A 16,556-nucleotide genomic window follows, 5' to 3' on the forward strand; every position below is an offset into this window, starting at 1 on the left:
GCCAAGCAAAAAAAGGGGTCGATTTTTTGGCACATCTTTTAGGGCAACAAGCACTGATTGCCATTGTTTCACATTTATTATTTATTACCATTACGTGGTGGGCCTTACAAGGTATTCACATTGAGCGCTTAATGAAATCTGGGAAAGTGATGCAGACGAGAGTATTACTCATCCTAATTACAATTACAATTGGGACATCTGTAAGTAACTTTTTTCTTGATTATTTAGGCTATTCAAAGAGTTTAACGTATTTAGTAAAGTAAGTGTATAGAACCTCATATCTCCGTTAACAATGGGGATAGGAGGGGATGAAATTGAAGTTTAAAGCCATTCTTATCGTTATCGTAAGTGTTGTTTTATTTTTGGTTGGATATAGAGAGATGAAACCTATAAGCGATGAACAGAAAATGGAGAGCATGATTGCAGCTTTAGAGAAGAACGATGCAAAAGTAGAGCGGTGGTCATGGTTAGCGCGAGAAACGAAAACAATTTCTAATATACATACGTTTCAAAAACTGTTAAACGATGTGAAGGAAGAGGCAAACATCGAAAGTTGGGAATTAGAACAATCTCCAGATGGATATAAGGCTACATCCTATAAAAAATCTTCTTCACATGAAGAACGAATAGTAGTAACTTGGAGTAAGGAAAATACTAAAGAAAACACTTTTATTATTTTTGAAGTGAGCGGGGCGAAATGGGACCCGAAGTACGTTCAGAACATGGATAAAATTTTTAGTGAAAAACCTATAATTTACACTTGTGTTCAAGGTGTACTGAATGATAAGATTGAAGGTGTTTTGCAAAATAAAACCAATCAGGTTTTGAAAGATCTTTCAGCAAGAGCGATCGAGCAGATAGAAGAAAGAGCATTTGTATCAGTCTCCGCATATAATAAAAAGTGGAATGACGCTCTTTCAACAAATAGAGAGAAAATAAATGTGCAAATAGCAATACGTTCTACAAACAACAAAGATACAATTGTGGTTGGCACACCGATCATAACTTCTGAGTATTGAGTGAATAGATACTGAAAAAAGGACACGGAGGGGAATAATTTGGAAAAGATCATCGTCCGTGGCGGAAAGCGGTTAAGCGGCACAGTGCGTGTTGAGGGCGCAAAAAATGCTGTATTACCTATAATCGCTGCAGCCCTATTAGCGAGTGACGGAAAGAATGTACTATCTGAAGTACCAGTATTATCTGATGTATACACAATTAACGAGGTATTACGTCATTTAAATGCTGAAGTCGTATTTGAAAATAACCAAGTAACAATCGATTCTTCTAAAGAATTAAACATTGAAGCACCATTTGAGTATGTACGTAAGATGCGTGCATCTGTTCAAGTAATGGGACCATTATTAGCACGTAACGGTCGTGCTCGTATTGCACTTCCTGGTGGATGTGCAATTGGTTCACGTCCAATTGACCAACATTTAAAAGGCTTCGAAGCAATGGGAGCGAAAGTAAAAGTTGGTAACGGATTTGTTGAGGCACACGTAGAGGGAGAACTAAAAGGAGCTAAAATTTATTTAGACTTCCCAAGCGTAGGCGCAACAGAAAACATTATGTCTGCAGCTACATTAGCAAAAGGGACAACAGTCCTTGAAAACGCAGCGAAAGAGCCAGAAATCGTTGACTTAGCTAACTTCTTAAATGCAATGGGAGCGAAAGTACGCGGAGCTGGAACTGGAACGATTCGTATTGAAGGCGTTGAGAAATTATATGGTGCAAACCACCCTATTATTCCTGACCGTATTGAAGCAGGAACATTCATGGTTGCAGCGGCAATTACAGGTGGAGACATCTTAATTGAAAATGCTGTGCCTGAACATTTACGCTCAATTACAGCGAAAATGGAAGAAATGGGTGTTAAAATTATTGAGGAAAATGAAGGTGTACGTGTTATCGGCCCAGATAAGTTAAAAGCGGTTGATATTAAAACTATGCCTCATCCAGGTTTCCCAACAGACATGCAATCACAAATGATGGCATTATTACTACATGCTGATGGAACAAGTATGATTACAGAAACGGTATTCGAAAACCGCTTTATGCACGTTGAAGAATTCCGTCGTATGAATGCTGATATTAAAATCGAAGGTCGTTCTGTAATTATGAACGGTCCAAGTAGCTTACAAGGTGCTGAAGTAGGCGCAACTGATTTACGTGCTGCAGCAGCATTAATCTTAGCTGGTTTAGTATCAGAAGGTTATACTCGTGTAACAGAGTTAAAACATCTTGACCGTGGTTATGTAGATTTCCATAAGAAATTAGCTGCATTAGGTGCAACTATTGAACGTGTAAACGAAAAAGTAGAAGAAGTGAAAGAACAAGAAGTTTCTGATCTTCACGCTTAATTAAAATAGTCTCTATGTCTTTTGACGTAGAGGCTATTTTTTTTTGGGTTATTACTGTTATAGTCAATAAATTCTATACTTATGCACGTCTCAGTGAAAATATTTAGAAAATTTTATTTTTATTCCGTTATTTGCGTTCAATAAGACCCCCACCTCATTAAAGTTTCACTCTATATCGATACCCCCAAGTATGTTCTAAAAAATCCCGTAGTTCCATAAGAATGAAAGGAATCCAACTTTATATTGGGGGAATAGGATGAAATTTTCAAAGCCACTTTTCATTACAGTAGCGCTCCTAATAGCGCTCGTTATCATTGTACCTGCTGCTCTTGTTATTCCGTTTGCGAAAGCAAAAGTAGGGGAAGAAGCAGCTTCTAAAACTCCTCCAGCGATAGAAAGTATACCAGCTCCAGGGAAGGTGGATACAGCGGTTCAAGTTGCTGTATACCGTGATCAGCAGAAGAAGGTAGAAACATTACCTATGGAGGAGTATGTGGCCGGTGTAGTAGCTTCTGAGATGAATGCCAGCTTTGAAATAGAGGCGCTAAAGGCGCAGGCATTAGCAGCAAGAACATTTGTAGTGCAGCGTATGCTAAGCGGTGGTAAGAACAACAATGCGGACGTGACAGATACTGTGAAAGATCAAGTGTACAAAAGCAAAGAGGAATTGAAGAAACAATGGGGTAATAACTACGAAAGTAATTTAAAGAAAATTGAGGAAGCCGTTTCGAAAACCGCAGGACAAGTTTTAACGTATGATGGAAAACCAATTTCAGCATCCTTCTTCTCAACGAGTAACGGCCGAACAGAAAATGCAGCTGATTATTGGGGAAATGATTATCCGTACTTAAAGAGTGTAGATAGTCCGTGGGATCAAGCCTCTCCAAAATTTACGAGTGAGCAAACATTCACAGTAGCTGATTTTCAAAAACGTCTCGGTGTGAAAATACTTGCGGACGGAAAGGTCGGTAATATTAAAGACCTTACGGAAGGAAAGCGAGTAAAGGATGTAGCGTTTCAAGGAAAAACATTAACAGGAAAACAAGTTCGTGAAAAGTTAGATTTACGCTCCTCAGACTTTACGTGGAAACAAGAAGGAGATACCATCACTGTTACGACGAAAGGTTTCGGCCACGGCGTTGGTATGAGCCAGTACGGTGCGAATGGTATGGCAGGGGAAGGTAAGAAATATACAGATATAGTCGCTCATTACTATAAAGGCGTTGAAATAAAGACGATGAATGAGTATGAAGGGAAATTGATGGTGAAAAAATAGGCTGTAGGATTGGACGTATAGTGATTTTTCGACATAGTAAAAAAGGAGCTAATTTAAACTAGCTCCTTTTTGTTCTGTTTAAAATATCATAATTTCCCATTATTTGTTTGGTATAATGAACTAAAAAACATTTGGGGGAGACAGAATGGCGTTACTGGAGTTGAGACAGTTAGGGAAGACAAACCAGTTACCAGCAATTGAGCTGGAGGTTGGAAAAGGACAATGTGTTGTTTTGCAGTGCAATAATCATACAGCTAAAGTTTTGCACCGTATTATTATCGGAGAAGAAGAAGCATCTTCGGGAAGTGTGTTATTTGAAGGAGAACAGATTGGAAAGAAGATGTATTCACGTATTGGCTTTTGTTTTCTGAAAGATGAGGCATACGACCGTTTGAAGGTAAAAGAATACTTCAAGTTCTTATTAGGGCTGTATGAATCAAATATGAGTGTAGAAGAAGTGGTCCAATACGTCGGACTTCTAGATAAGTTAAACGTTAAAATAGAAAAATTGTCATTTTCAGAGAAACGCCGTCTTCATATGGGGCGTGTTATGATTCATAATCCAGATTTAGTTATTTTGGAAGAGCCGGAGCAAAATATAGATACAGAGAGTACGATTATAATTCGAAAAGCAATTATGAAAATGAAAGAACAAGGAAAGGCGATCTTTATTACGTCCTCCTTCTTATCAGATGCGCTCTCGCTAACAGAAGATGTATATATATTAAACCAAGACGGTGTGAAAAAGGTGGAAATTGAGCAAGAAGAAGCTGAAGAGATCGATCGAGAAAAAGTAGTTCAAATAATTCCGCAAATGAAGTTAGAAAGAATACCAGCGAAAGTGAATGATAAAATCATTTTACTTGATCCGATGGAGATTCATTTCATTGAAACGCAAAATGGAGTGACACATATTCATGTTAGGGAAGGCGATTTCGTATGCGCATTAACATTAAGTGAATTAGAAGCGAGATTAACAGGATTCGGATTCTTCAGATGTCATCGCTCGTACCTCGTTAATTTACAAAGAGTACGAGAAGTCATTACTTGGACACGAAATAGTTTTAGTTTAATTTTGGATGATGAACGGAAAAGCTCCATTCCGCTTTCGAAAGGACGAATGGATGAATTAAAAGGTGTAATTGGGCTATGAAAAACGCTCCAATAAGCTCAAAATAGGATTCATTCACCGGTAAAAATACTCCTTTTACCGGTATTTTACTGCGTAATCCCTTTGTTTTTCATATGATTGAGTCAAGAAAAGTGAAACAAACAAATCGAAACTTGCGAAAGCGAATTTCATCTATAAAAAGAAAAACAAAGGGGATAACGAAATGACATTGGCAATTGAAATGAAAGATGTAATGAAAAGTTTCGATGGAAAAACGGCACTCCGAAATGTAAATATTGAGGTGAAGCAAGGAGAAATTTTTGGATTCCTCGGACCGAGCGGATCTGGTAAAACAACAACAGTAAAGATTTTAACTTCTCAATTGCTTCATAGTGTTGGAACAGTAAGAGTATTAGGTAAAGATATTACAGGACCAAGTAGCATCGATTACAAACGAATTGGTATTTTAACAGACAACAGCGGCTTATACGAACGACTTAGCATCTATGATAACTTACTACTATTTTGTGACTTATACGATTGTAAAAAAGAAAGAATCGATGAAGTACTAGCACAAGTGAACTTATTGGATGATAAAAAAACACAAGTGAAAAAATTATCAAAAGGAATGAAGCAGCGCGTAACATTAGCAAGAGCAATTCTTCATAAACCAGATATCCTCTTCTTAGACGAACCAACATCTGCACTTGATCCAGTAAACGTACAAAACATTCATAAAATCTTAAAAGACTTAAATAAAGAAGGAACTACGATCTTCTTAACGACGCACAATATGGATGAAGCAGAGACGCTTTGTAACCGGATTGCCTTTCTATGTAGCGGAGAAATAGTAGCACTTGATACACCAGAAAACCTTCGTCTGCAATACGCGAAAGATCAAATACAAGTCGTATTAAAAGATAAGAAAAAAGAAACAGTACAAAAAGACGAATTAGGGGCAAAACGCATTTCAGAATGGATGAAAAAAGGCGAATTACTATCGATTCATTCACACGAGCCAACGTTAGGCGATATCTTTATTGAAGTTACTGGGAGGGGATTATAATGACATTTTCAATGAGACGATTTTCAGCTATTTTTCGGAAAGAGGTACAGGATTTTAAAACGAATTCACAAACTTTAATTATGATGGTAATGCCGCTTGTCTTTTCGCTATTATTTAGTCGCTCAGATAATATGAGAGAAGTTGGGGCAAGCACGTTAACTGCGATGGCTTTAGTTATGGTTGGAGGCTTTGTACAGGCGATGCTCATCGCTGAAGAAAAGGAAAAAAATACGCTTCGTGTTCTTATGCTATCACCAGCATCATCTATTGAAGTATTAATTGGTAAAAGTTCATTAACGGGTATGATTACAGTTGCGATTTGTTTTATTAATCTACTTATTTTAGGTAAATTAGAAGGGAATATTGCACTATTATTACTTATCTTTGTTCTTGGAATGCTACTATTTAACCTCATTGGTACTTGTATTGGATTATTAGCTCAAAATGTACCACAAACATCAACAATCGGATTACCGATATTAATGACATTTCTTTTCGGTGATTTAATTGAGATGTATGTGAAGAATGAAACGGTTACAAAAATAGTCGATTATTTACCAACTCGTCATATCGGCCTTGCAGTTAGTAGTGTAATAAAAGGAGAAGGTTTTAGTGCAATTACTAGTAATTTATTGAATATAACAATTTGGTTAGTTGCAGTACTTGTTATTACACTCTTCGTGTATAGAAAGAAACAAATGGACTAAAAACTGAGCCAAAAGTGCTCAGTTTTTTCTTTTTTCATCATTTCCTCGGAAATTCTGCAATTATTATACATATTTTTACAGATTTTGTCGAAAAGTAATTAGTTATAGGTTGTATAGGATGAGTGAATATTGTTCAAAATGATTGCTGAGGTGATGATGGAATGCGAGGAAGAAATAGTAAAAAGTCACAAAAGGTAGTACATTTATTTCAAAAAAGATGGGTGTTTCCGGCACTATACATTGCTTGTGCGGCGGTAATCTTAATGGTTGCGCTATGGTTCCAGGGAGCTAATCCAAAGAAAGCTCCGAACCAAGATCAAGCAACACCGTATACACAAACGGAAAATCCAGCAGTACCGGTAACAAAATCTTCAGAAGTAGTGAAAATGCCAGCTGCAGTAAATGCAGAAGTAGTAGTACAGAAGAAATTCTATGAAGATGCAGCATCAGAGGCGGAACAAGAAAAAGCACTTGTCTTTTATAACAACACATATTCCCCAAATAAAGGAATTGACATTGCTGCGAAAAACGGAAAAGAATTTGATGTTACAGCCGCTTTAAGTGGTACAGTAACGAAAGCTGAAAAAGATTCACTTCTTGGTTATGTTGTAACAGTAGATAGTGGAAATGGTGTAGCAGCATCTTATCAAAGCTTAGGCAGTGTGAAAGTAGAAAAAGGTGCAAGAGTTGCGCAAGGTGAAGTGTTAGGAAAATCAGGTCTAAATGCAATGAATAAAGATGCAGGTTCTTACGTTCACTTTGAAGTACGTAAAGACAATGTGGCTGTGAACCCTGAGCGTTATTTAAATAAATCAGTAGCAGAAATTAAAGCTGATGCAGGTGCTGCAAAGGCGACAAATGCTTCTGGTAAAAAAGCTGATGACAAATCTCAAAAAGAAGAAAAGTCAACAAGCACGAAACCAGAAAATAAAACAGAAGATAAGTCTCAAAAAGAAGAGAAATCAACAAGCGGTTCGACTAGTGATAAAGAGACGAACCGCAAACAAGATGAGAAATCTCAAAAAGAAGAAAAATCAACAAGTGGTTCGACTAGTGATAAAGAGACGAACGGCAAACAAGATGAGAAATCTCAAAAAGAAGAAAAATCAACGAATGGTTCTACAGAATCATCTAACGGTTCTTCTTCTCAAGAATAATAAAGTGAAAAAATCAGTTCTCATTAGGAGAGCTGATTTTTTTATCCCGCATTAACGGGCAGTAAGACTCCCACCTCAAAATTCAGCTGGAGCAAAGAAGTTAGGTGGGAGATCAACTGCCCGTAAACGCCCGATTGGTTCAACTAATAATCAGTGGGGGATGAACAAAACCCCCTCTGATTAAAGTTTCACTTTATTTTCATATAAAAATAATCAATTTCGAGAAAAAAGTTGCAATAACAAGGAAAAATGACGAGATTCTCGAATATATATTACAAAAGGGAGGGGATACTGTGTCATTTTTATCTGTTCTGTCGATTGCTATCATTTTATTGTTTGTTTTATTCGCTTTATATTATTATATTGCCGGTAAGAAAGAAGTCCCCCACCATCAGTTGTTAGAAGAAGAGTATGAAAGAGAAGAGTGACACTCCAAAAAAGGGGTGTCTTTTCTTTAGTACACCTATTGGAATTTTTAGAGCTAGGCCGTATAATACTAATTGTGATTTTTTCACATAAGATAACGATATTAGAATACAGTATGACTCTAAAATACTGTATTTTTTGTTGTGATTGAGGGGGAAGTTTAATGAAAGCTAGAGAGAGTAAAAGTTTGAAAAAATTATTTATTTTAATAGCGGTGGCAGTAGCGCTAGTAGCCGGGATTGGGTTTTTCATTTTTAATAAAATGAATGTGGCAAGTAAGCAAGAGAAAGTGCCTGTGTTATTATATCATCATCTACTGAAGGGTACTGAAAAAGAAAATAGTGAAGTTTTTAAAAATAAAGGAACAACTTTAGCAGTGGAACAATTTGAAAAACAAATAAAATATTTAGCGGATAATAATTATAGAGCAATTACTGCGAAAGAATTAGAAGGATTTATAAAAAATAAAAAAAATCTACCGGAAAAAAGCGTACTAATTACTTTTGATGATGCATCAAAATCAAATTATACTTATGCATATCCTATTTTAAAAAAATATAACATGCATGCAATCTCCTTTGTTGTTACATCAAAAATTAGTGATCAAGAAGAGAAATTTGATCCTAATAAAATCCAAGCTTTAAGTAAAACAGAAATGGATAAAATGGGTGATGTTTTCGAATTTGGTAGCCACACTGACTCTTTACATAAATTAGAAAAAGGAGAAGCTGCGGTATTTAATAGAAATAATGTGGAGATTAAAAATGATATTTTAAAGAGTAAGGATGTTTTAAAGACTGATTACTTTTCTTATCCATTTGGAAAATACAATGATACGATTGTTAAAGTGTTGAAGGATTCTAAATTCCAGATGGCATTTGTAAACTCTCCTGGTTATGCTACTAAAGAAAGTAATATATTAAAGGTTAGTCGTTTTGTTATTAAGTCAGATTTAGATATAAAAGCATTCTCTGAAATAGTAGAAGGAAATTATGGTAAACAAGATAAATAAACGAAATAAGAGTGTGTGGTATTTAATTAAAATTAGGTACCGCATGCTCTTATTTTTTTTGGTCTTGAGGTGTTTTATGTTGATACGGGGAATGATTATTGGAATGTGTATAAATAAAATATTAAATTTGTAGCATCTTCTCTGTAAAAATATTGAACATGTAGCATATATCAGTAGTGTGGGCAATACAATGGTATAAACCAATGCAAAGAGAGTGTTTGAGGTGAGAAATCGTGAATCATTTCATTATAAATCCAAGAATGTTTAACGCTTACAAACAGCACTCACATTTACTTCATAGTCGTATGCAGCGAGTCTCATTTCACACTTCTCACATCCAATTTAGGGAGGCGAGTGGTGTGCACGATTACATCAAAGAGAGAACTATCAAGATTGGCAAGTATATCGTGGAGACAAGAAAGACAGTGCGTGTAATTGCAAAGGAGTTTGGGGTATCAAAGAGTACAGTCCATAAAGATTTAACAGAACGTCTACCAGAAATTAATCCAGAGCTCGCAAATGAAGTGAAAGAAATTCTTGATTATCATAAGTCTATTCGTCATTTAAGAGGAGGAGAAGCAACAAAGCAAAAGTATCGAAAAGAAGATACAGAAAACCCTGTGCGCCAATAAATCTAAAATAGCAAACATTCCTTGCGAATTCGGTAATATTTTTCAGAAGAATTCTTTTTGCGAATATTACGTTTCTGTTAAATTTATGATAAAATCAGAAATTAGGTGTAAAAGAATTCGGGTGTAACCTGATTTTGAATATCGAGGAGGAAATGACGGGAATGTTTGCGCGAGATATCGGAATTGACCTAGGTACGGCTAACGTATTAATTCATGTTAAAGGTAAGGGTATTGTATTAAATGAGCCATCTGTTGTGGCAATTGATCGTAATAGTGGAAAAGTATTAGCAGTAGGTGAAGAAGCAAGAAGTATGGTGGGACGTACACCTGGTAATATCGTGGCAATTCGTCCACTTAAAGATGGTGTAATCGCAGATTTCGAAATTACAGAAGCAATGTTAAAGTATTTCATTAACAAATTGGACGTAAAGAGCTTCTTTTCAAAACCTCGCATTTTAATTTGTTGTCCAACAAATATCACATCTGTAGAGCAAAAAGCAATTCGTGAGGCTGCTGAACGTTCAGGTGGTAAAACAGTATTTCTAGAAGAAGAACCAAAAGTAGCCGCAGTTGGTGCTGGTATGGAAATCTTCCAGCCAAGCGGAAACATGGTTGTTGATATTGGTGGAGGTACAACAGATATTGCCGTACTTTCTATGGGTGATATTGTTACCTCTTCCTCTATCAAAATGGCTGGCGATAAGTTTGATATGGAAATCTTAAACTACGTTAAACGTAAGTATAAGCTATTAATTGGAGAACGTACTTCAGAAAATATTAAAATTAAAGTTGGTACAGTATTCCCAGGTGCACGTAGTGAAGAGCTTGAAATTCGCGGACGTGACATGGTAACAGGTTTACCACGTACAATTACAGTATGCTCTGAAGAAATTACAGAAGCACTAAAAGAAGACGCGGCTATCATTGTACAAGCTGCAAAAGGCGTACTAGAGCGTACACCACCAGAACTATCTGCGGACATTATCGACCGCGGTGTTATTCTAACAGGCGGTGGAGCTTTATTACACGGTATCGACATGCTTCTAGCAGAAGAATTAAAGGTACCAGTATTAATCGCTGAAAACCCAATGCAATGTGTTGCTGTTGGTACAGGTATTATGTTAGAGAATATCGATAAATTACCACGTCGCGCTTTGCGATAGATATAGAATTAATATGATTTGAAATACTGTAAACCTTGAACAGTTGGTTTTGTTATTTACTGTTCAAGGTTTATTTATATTTGGTCAATTAACAGTAATTACTTAGATGAAAATACCTTTTCATTTATCAATTAATATATTCCGATGTAATCATTATAGGTGTGAAAAGCTAAATTGTTAGTCAGAAAGGTTCAATTTTGTCAGATTTAGTGATATCCTTATATTTGTAAATTTAAAGTGAACTTTGTAAATTTAAAGCGAATTTTGTTAAAAAATAGAGAATAATTAGGGTAAATAGAATGGGATAGTATCTGATATGGGAGGAAGAAGGGACATAGAAAAATGAAAAAGGTGTTAGTGATAGCACAAAATTTTTATCCGGAAATCGGAAGCGCGGCGAATCGAATTAAGAATATTTACTCGGAATTAAATGAAAAAGGATATGATGTTACAATTTTGACCACCGATCCAAGATATCCAAATGAAAATTTATATAAGAAAAAAGAATTTTGGGACGAAGAATCGGTAAATAGTGACAACATTATAAGAGTGAAACCAAGGGTGAAAAAATATACAAATAATATGTTAAGAAGGTTATTTTTGTATTTAGAAATCACAGTACTCTTTATTATGGCCATATTACGTATGGATAAAAAGTATGATTATGTATTTGTTTCAACTCCGCCTATTTTTATCGGCATAGCAGGGATTTTTGCAAAGAAAAAACTAAAGGCTGAACTATTGTTAGATGTTCGAGATTTATGGCCGGAATCATTATTGGGTGTTGGAGTTTTTGCGAATCGATTTGTTTTATCGATAGCATATGCTTTAGAAAAGCTGTTATATCGTGCAGCCAATCAGATCATTGTAAATAGCGCAGGCTTTATTCCGTATCTTGAGTTGAAAGGTGTTAAACGTGAAAGAATTTCATTTATGCCAAATTCTTTAACTGAGGAAGAATTACATATGGTAGAAAATAAGCGGATTATAACTTCCTCGACTATTGAAACAGTGGAAGTGATTTATACAGGGAATATCGGGTTAGCTCAAGACGTTCTGAAGTTGATTGATGTAGCAGAATTTCTAAAAGGAAAAGAAAATATAAAATTTAAAATAATTGGCTATGGATTTAAAAGTTATCGAGTAGCTGAGGTTATTAAAGAAAAAAAACTTTCTAATATAGAAATTATTAAAGCAAAAAGTCGTAAGAAGACTCTACAGGAAGTGGCAAAAGCACATATTGCATATGTTAGTTTAGTAGATGAAAAAGTGTTTCAAACGGTTTTGCCAGGAAAGATTATTGACTACATGTGTATGAAAAAGCCTATTGTTGGTGATGTGTCTGGATATGCGGAAAAGGTTATTAATGAAGCTCAATGTGGTTTGATTTCACATGATCGAACAGTTAAAGAATTAGGAGAGCATATTTTAAGATTAGCTGAGAATGAGATATTACGAAAAAAAATAGGGGATAACGGACATAAGTTCGCCTTCCAATATTTGAGATGGAAAAATAACATCAAAGTATTAACGAGTTTAATGGAGGAAAAAGATGCAACAGAAGAAAGTGTGTATGTTCGTATGGAACCACTTCACAAATGATGCCCGTGTGTTAAGGGAATGTACGGCTTTAGCTGAAGAGGGTTATGAAGTGGACTTGATATGTATTCACGATTGGAAACAACAGGATTTACCTAAGTGGGAGATGCGAAAAGAAGGGTTTACAGTAACACGTGTAAATAATCGCCTATCTCTTTTACAAAAAGGTTTGGGTGCAGCAAAACGAGTAAAACAGTTAATAACGAAAAATATAGTTACAATGTTTTTATTTGGAGTAATTGCGGCACTGTGTTTCTGGAAATTTCCAATAATAACATGTTTGATATTATTATTTGGTGCAGTATTTTCCGTGGGGAAGCTACGGACATTAATTGTACGCTCTTACATATTGGCTCAAATGGTCAAGGTAGGTTTGAAAAAAGAATATGATTTCTATCATTCTAATGATTTAAATACACTACCACAAGGATGGCTTTGTGCGAAAATATTTAGAAAAAGGAAATTGGTTTATGATTCACATGAGGTACAGACTAGTCGTACAGGATACAATAGTAAAATTTATGGGATTATGGAGAAATTCTTTCTTAAATATACAGATGTGATGATTATGGAAAATCATACACGTGCAAAATATGCGGAAGATTTATATGGCTTTTATCCTAAGGTCATTCATAACTATCCTTTTGTAACGCAACCAGAGGACAGTAATTCAATTAATCTGCATGAGGTGTTAGAGATTCCAAAGGAAGAACCCATCTTGTTATATCAAGGCGGAATTCAAATAGGAAGAGGATTAGAAAAGCTAGTACAAGCAGTTCCAATGTTTAAAAAAGGTACGCTTGTGTTTATTGGTGATGGGCGTATTAAACCTGAGTTACAAAAGATGGTGCTGGAGTTAGGTTTGGGAAATAAGGTGAAGTTTATTCCGAAGGTGCCTGTAAATGAATTATTGCATTATACGAAAAATGCTTATTTAGGTTTTCAGGTTTTAAATAACGTTTGTTTTAATCATTATTCAGCTTCATCTAACAAACTATTTGAATATATGATGAGCGGGGTGCCCGTTGTTGCTTGTAGTTTTCCTGAGATACAACGCGTGGTAGAAAATGAACATGTTGGGGTTTGTATAGATTCTCACAATCCTGCTTCCATTGCTGAAGGAGTAAATTACATATTAGAACATCCAGAAGAAAGAGAAAAAATGAAAGAAAATTGCTTCATCGCCCGTAATAATTATAATTGGGAAAATGAAAAAGAAATCTTTATAAACATATATAAGAGCTTGGAATAGCATAAGGGAAAAGGTGTTCTGTTTTTACGTTACCATATGAACTAAAAGATGGGAATGAGAGTTTCTTGAAGAAAGCGAAGCTAAGTGTAGTAATTACGAATTATAATAAGGAAAAATATTTAGCTCAGTGTTTACAATCTGTTATCGAGCAGACATTAAAGGGGATCGAAATTATTGTTGTTGATGATGGTTCAATAGATAATAGTATGACAGTATTGAGGCAGTATGAAAAGCAAGATAATAATTTGAAAGTTTATAAGCAACAGAATGCTGGTGTGAGTGCTGCACGTAATACAGGATTGCAAAAAGCAAATGGGGAATATGTTACATTTTTAGATGCAGATGATTATGTACATTTAGCTGGATACGAGGAAATGTATGAGGTTGCCAGCGAAAATAATGCAGATATGGTTATTGCCAATATTATTTGTTTTAATGAATATAAAAATTGGCCACTTTCATACATGAAAAAATTATTTGATAAGAAACTTCCGTTAATTAGGAATGTTGCAACAAACTTAGAATTACATTTCACTCCATCCACAAGCAATAAGATATTTAAAAGAGAAATGTGTATCATCAATGGTATTCATTTTGATGAAGATCTTTGGGTAGGAGAGGACTTGTTATTTACACAAAAATGTTTGCTGGTTGCAGAAAGAGTAATCGTACGCGATATACCGCTGCTTTATTATAGAATAGTAGATAATGGTGGTAATAACCTATCTAAAAAAACAACGATTACGTTCTTTAATCAGTTAGTTATATTACAAATGAAATTAACGGCCCTGTATAGAGAGAAAGAAAGAGTTCCGTTAATTCATACTATCGAGGCAAGACAATGGAAATTCTTTGTGGATTCCATTGTTTTAAAGGGAAAAGGTTTTTCAAGTGAAAAGCTTTTAGAAGTCATTCAATTAGGAAATAAGTTTCTATCAAGTCTAGTTAGTTTGAAGCATGTAGAGAATTTTAATATGCGTGATAAATTAATAACTGAAATGATAAAAGAAAATGATCGTATAAATTTGGGAAAATTATTAAATATCATTCAGGATGAATTGATTTCAAAAGAACATGTATATGATAATGAAAAATATTATTATTTTTATTATCAATTTTTCCCTCGATATAAAGAATTATTGCAAGTTAATAATTTAACCCTAGTTCATAAAATAGAAGGAATAAAACTTCGTAAAGAGATTCTTACAATTAGTGGATATGCATTTGTTGAAAGTTTATCGACCAAAAAAATAAAAAAAGAATTAGTATTTTATAAAGAAGGAACCACTAAAACAATCCAACTAAAAAACTCCTTACGTACAGATATATCATACTTATTTTCTAACAACACAATTGACTATAATGATGCGGGATTTGGAACAATAGAAGTCAATGTAAGAGATTTGTTAGAAGAGGGAGAATGGAAAATATCAATACGCCTCAGCATAGGGAACACTGTTGTTGAAGAACCGCTAAGGGTTCTGTTAGCACAGTTACGCAATAATACCAAGTATCAAAATGTAAATTTATTAGATATTAAAGTGCTATATAAAAATAGTGAAGCTACAATTCAGATTCATAAGTCTAACTATACGAAGAGAATGATGAACACATATAGTGAAATTAAGCGAGCAATCCGTTATGATGTAGGTTTATTTAAACGGAAAAATTATGAAACATTACTTGCAATTATATCCTATAAATTATTTGGATCATATTTTCGTAGAAAGAGGATATGGTTAATTGGTGAAAGAGAAGATACAGCGCAAGATAATTCTTATCACCTATTTACATATATTCGAAAAGAACATCCTGATGTTCCAGTTTTTTATATTATTGATAAGGAAAGTAATGATTATAAAAACATTGAAGATTTAGGTAATACCATCCAATTTGGGAGTTTTAAACATACATTCTATTTGCTTATTTGTGATAAGACGATTAACAGTTATTCAGAAACAGCAAACATGTATACAGATGATTATAAACATATTTTGAAGTATTATCCAGAATGGCAGCAAAACAAGAAGATTTTTATTCAACATGGTGTCATAGGTGTAAGCCGCGTAAATCATGTGTTAAATAAAAATCGAATGGGCTATTCTCTATTTGTTGTGTCCTCACAGTTTGAAAAGGATCATATTGTAAAAGAATTTGGATATGAGGAAGATGAAGTAATTGTAACGGGACTTGCACGTTGGGATGCCTTGAAAGATGAGAGTAAAGGGAATGAAATTTTACTCATGCCAACGTGGAGAAGTTGGATAAAAACAAAAGACCAGCTAATGGAATCTAAGTATTGGCAGACATATATGTCGTTTTTACAAAGTAAAGAACTTCATCGAATACTAGAAGAACAAGATATGACATTAACTTTCTTTCCTCATTATCAAACTCAAAAGTTTGGTGCAGAAATGCCTGTATTTCATAAGCGAATCAGGGTCATGAAACAAGGTGAAGAAACAGTGCAAAGTCTATTAAAGCGACATTGCTTACTAATTACAGATTATTCTACAGTTTCATTTGATTTTGCTTATATGAATAAACCTGTTATTTTCTGTCAGTTTGATTATGATGAATTTTACTCTAAACATTATAACGAAGGCCCTATTGATCATAGGACAGAATTGTTTGGAGAAAGGATAGAAAGTGAGAAAGATATACACCTTTTACTAAATGATTTTGAAAGTTCATTGAAGAACCCTAATTTGGAGCAAGTAAACAAGTACGTTGTTAAGCCAAAAGAATTACATTGTCAAATGTTATTCGAAAATATAAAAGGAGTGTAGAGA

The 16,556-nt window shown here is 34.7% G+C and carries 15 protein-coding genes; all 15 read left to right on the top strand.

From position 1 onward, the window contains the following. Window positions 1-26: 26 nt before the first annotated feature. A complete protein-coding gene (locus ACE38F_RS02645; RefSeq protein ID WP_002113021.1) occupies window positions 27-263 on the top strand; it encodes a DUF1146 family protein in 237 nt (78 codons plus the stop codon). Between the two features lie 51 nt (window positions 264-314). After that, window positions 315-1,019, top strand: coding sequence for a YwmB family TATA-box binding protein (locus ACE38F_RS02650; RefSeq protein WP_215551360.1), 705 nt, complete (start codon window positions 315-317; stop codon window positions 1,017-1,019). 39 nt (window positions 1,020-1,058) lie between these two features. Further along, window positions 1,059-2,363, top strand: coding sequence for a UDP-N-acetylglucosamine 1-carboxyvinyltransferase (murA, locus tag ACE38F_RS02655; RefSeq protein WP_002068497.1), 1,305 nt, complete (start codon window positions 1,059-1,061; stop codon window positions 2,361-2,363). A 256-nt stretch (window positions 2,364-2,619) separates the two neighbouring features. Then, window positions 2,620-3,639 (top strand): stage II sporulation protein D, encoded by a 1,020-nt coding sequence (gene spoIID / locus ACE38F_RS02660; protein ID WP_375371184.1) that lies wholly within the window; start codon window positions 2,620-2,622, stop codon window positions 3,637-3,639. Window positions 3,640-3,784: 145 nt separating this feature from the next. Beyond that, window positions 3,785-4,792, top strand: a complete 1,008-nt coding sequence (locus ACE38F_RS02665) for a LytTR family transcriptional regulator DNA-binding domain-containing protein (RefSeq protein ID WP_375371183.1) — start codon at window positions 3,785-3,787, stop codon at window positions 4,790-4,792. Window positions 4,793-4,973: 181 nt separating this feature from the next. Beyond that, the gene (locus ACE38F_RS02670) at window positions 4,974-5,816 is read left to right on the top strand and encodes an ABC transporter ATP-binding protein (protein ID WP_341308153.1); all 843 of its coding nucleotides are present in this window, start codon (window positions 4,974-4,976) and stop codon (window positions 5,814-5,816) included. Next, window positions 5,816-6,523 (top strand): ABC transporter permease, encoded by a 708-nt coding sequence (locus ACE38F_RS02675; protein ID WP_341308152.1) that lies wholly within the window; start codon window positions 5,816-5,818, stop codon window positions 6,521-6,523. The genes ACE38F_RS02670 and ACE38F_RS02675 overlap by 1 nt, the downstream gene beginning before the upstream one ends. Window positions 6,524-6,684: 161 nt before the next feature. Continuing rightward, window positions 6,685-7,680 carry a peptidoglycan DD-metalloendopeptidase family protein gene (locus ACE38F_RS02680; RefSeq protein ID WP_375371182.1) on the top strand — a complete coding sequence of 332 codons (996 nt, stop codon included), beginning with the start codon at window positions 6,685-6,687 and terminating at the stop codon, window positions 7,678-7,680. 293 nt (window positions 7,681-7,973) lie between these two features. Continuing rightward, window positions 7,974-8,108, top strand: coding sequence for a hypothetical protein (locus tag ACE38F_RS02685; protein ID WP_002016211.1), 135 nt, complete (start codon window positions 7,974-7,976; stop codon window positions 8,106-8,108). 161 nt (window positions 8,109-8,269) lie between these two features. Next, the gene (locus tag ACE38F_RS02690; protein WP_070147033.1) at window positions 8,270-9,118 is read left to right on the top strand and encodes a polysaccharide deacetylase family protein; all 849 of its coding nucleotides are present in this window, start codon (window positions 8,270-8,272) and stop codon (window positions 9,116-9,118) included. A gap of 359 nt (window positions 9,119-9,477) precedes the next feature. Further along, the gene (gene spoIIID / locus ACE38F_RS02695) at window positions 9,478-9,750 is read left to right on the top strand and encodes a sporulation transcriptional regulator SpoIIID (protein ID WP_002089714.1); all 273 of its coding nucleotides are present in this window, start codon (window positions 9,478-9,480) and stop codon (window positions 9,748-9,750) included. Window positions 9,751-9,911: 161 nt separating this feature from the next. Beyond that, on the top strand, window positions 9,912-10,913 hold the full coding sequence (mreB, locus tag ACE38F_RS02700; protein WP_060749203.1) for a rod shape-determining protein: 1,002 nt from the start codon (window positions 9,912-9,914) through the stop codon (window positions 10,911-10,913). A gap of 342 nt (window positions 10,914-11,255) precedes the next feature. Further along, on the top strand, window positions 11,256-12,515 hold the full coding sequence (locus ACE38F_RS02705; protein WP_060749204.1) for a glycosyltransferase family 4 protein: 1,260 nt from the start codon (window positions 11,256-11,258) through the stop codon (window positions 12,513-12,515). Further along, on the top strand, window positions 12,466-13,764 hold the full coding sequence (locus ACE38F_RS02710) for a glycosyltransferase (RefSeq protein ID WP_088099710.1): 1,299 nt from the start codon (window positions 12,466-12,468) through the stop codon (window positions 13,762-13,764). Before ACE38F_RS02705 ends, ACE38F_RS02710 begins: the two co-directional genes overlap by 50 nt. Window positions 13,765-13,829: 65 nt before the next feature. After that, window positions 13,830-16,553: a bifunctional glycosyltransferase/CDP-glycerol:glycerophosphate glycerophosphotransferase gene (locus tag ACE38F_RS02715; protein ID WP_375371181.1), complete on the top strand. Its 2,724-nt coding sequence runs from the start codon at window positions 13,830-13,832 to the stop codon at window positions 16,551-16,553. Window positions 16,554-16,556: the final 3 nt, after the last annotated feature.

This window comes from Bacillus altaicus (assembly GCF_042136375.2).
In the GTDB taxonomy this organism is placed as follows: Bacteria; Bacillota; Bacilli; order Bacillales; family Bacillaceae_G; genus Bacillus_A; species Bacillus_A cereus_U.

Coding starts and splice junctions, on each gene's coding strand:
- spoIID (WP_375371184.1), top strand. CDS start 2,620: ATGAAATTTTCAAAGCCACTTTTCATTACAGTAGCGCTCCTAATAGCG.
- ACE38F_RS02665 (WP_375371183.1), top strand. CDS start 3,785: ATGGCGTTACTGGAGTTGAGACAGTTAGGGAAGACAAACCAGTTACCA.
- mreB (WP_060749203.1), top strand. CDS start 9,912: ATGTTTGCGCGAGATATCGGAATTGACCTAGGTACGGCTAACGTATTA.
- ACE38F_RS02705 (WP_060749204.1), top strand. CDS start 11,256: ATGAAAAAGGTGTTAGTGATAGCACAAAATTTTTATCCGGAAATCGGA.
- ACE38F_RS02690 (WP_070147033.1), top strand. CDS start 8,270: ATGAAAGCTAGAGAGAGTAAAAGTTTGAAAAAATTATTTATTTTAATA.
- ACE38F_RS02710 (WP_088099710.1), top strand. CDS start 12,466: ATGCAACAGAAGAAAGTGTGTATGTTCGTATGGAACCACTTCACAAAT.
- ACE38F_RS02670 (WP_341308153.1), top strand. CDS start 4,974: ATGACATTGGCAATTGAAATGAAAGATGTAATGAAAAGTTTCGATGGA.
- ACE38F_RS02680 (WP_375371182.1), top strand. CDS start 6,685: ATGCGAGGAAGAAATAGTAAAAAGTCACAAAAGGTAGTACATTTATTT.
- ACE38F_RS02675 (WP_341308152.1), top strand. CDS start 5,816: ATGACATTTTCAATGAGACGATTTTCAGCTATTTTTCGGAAAGAGGTA.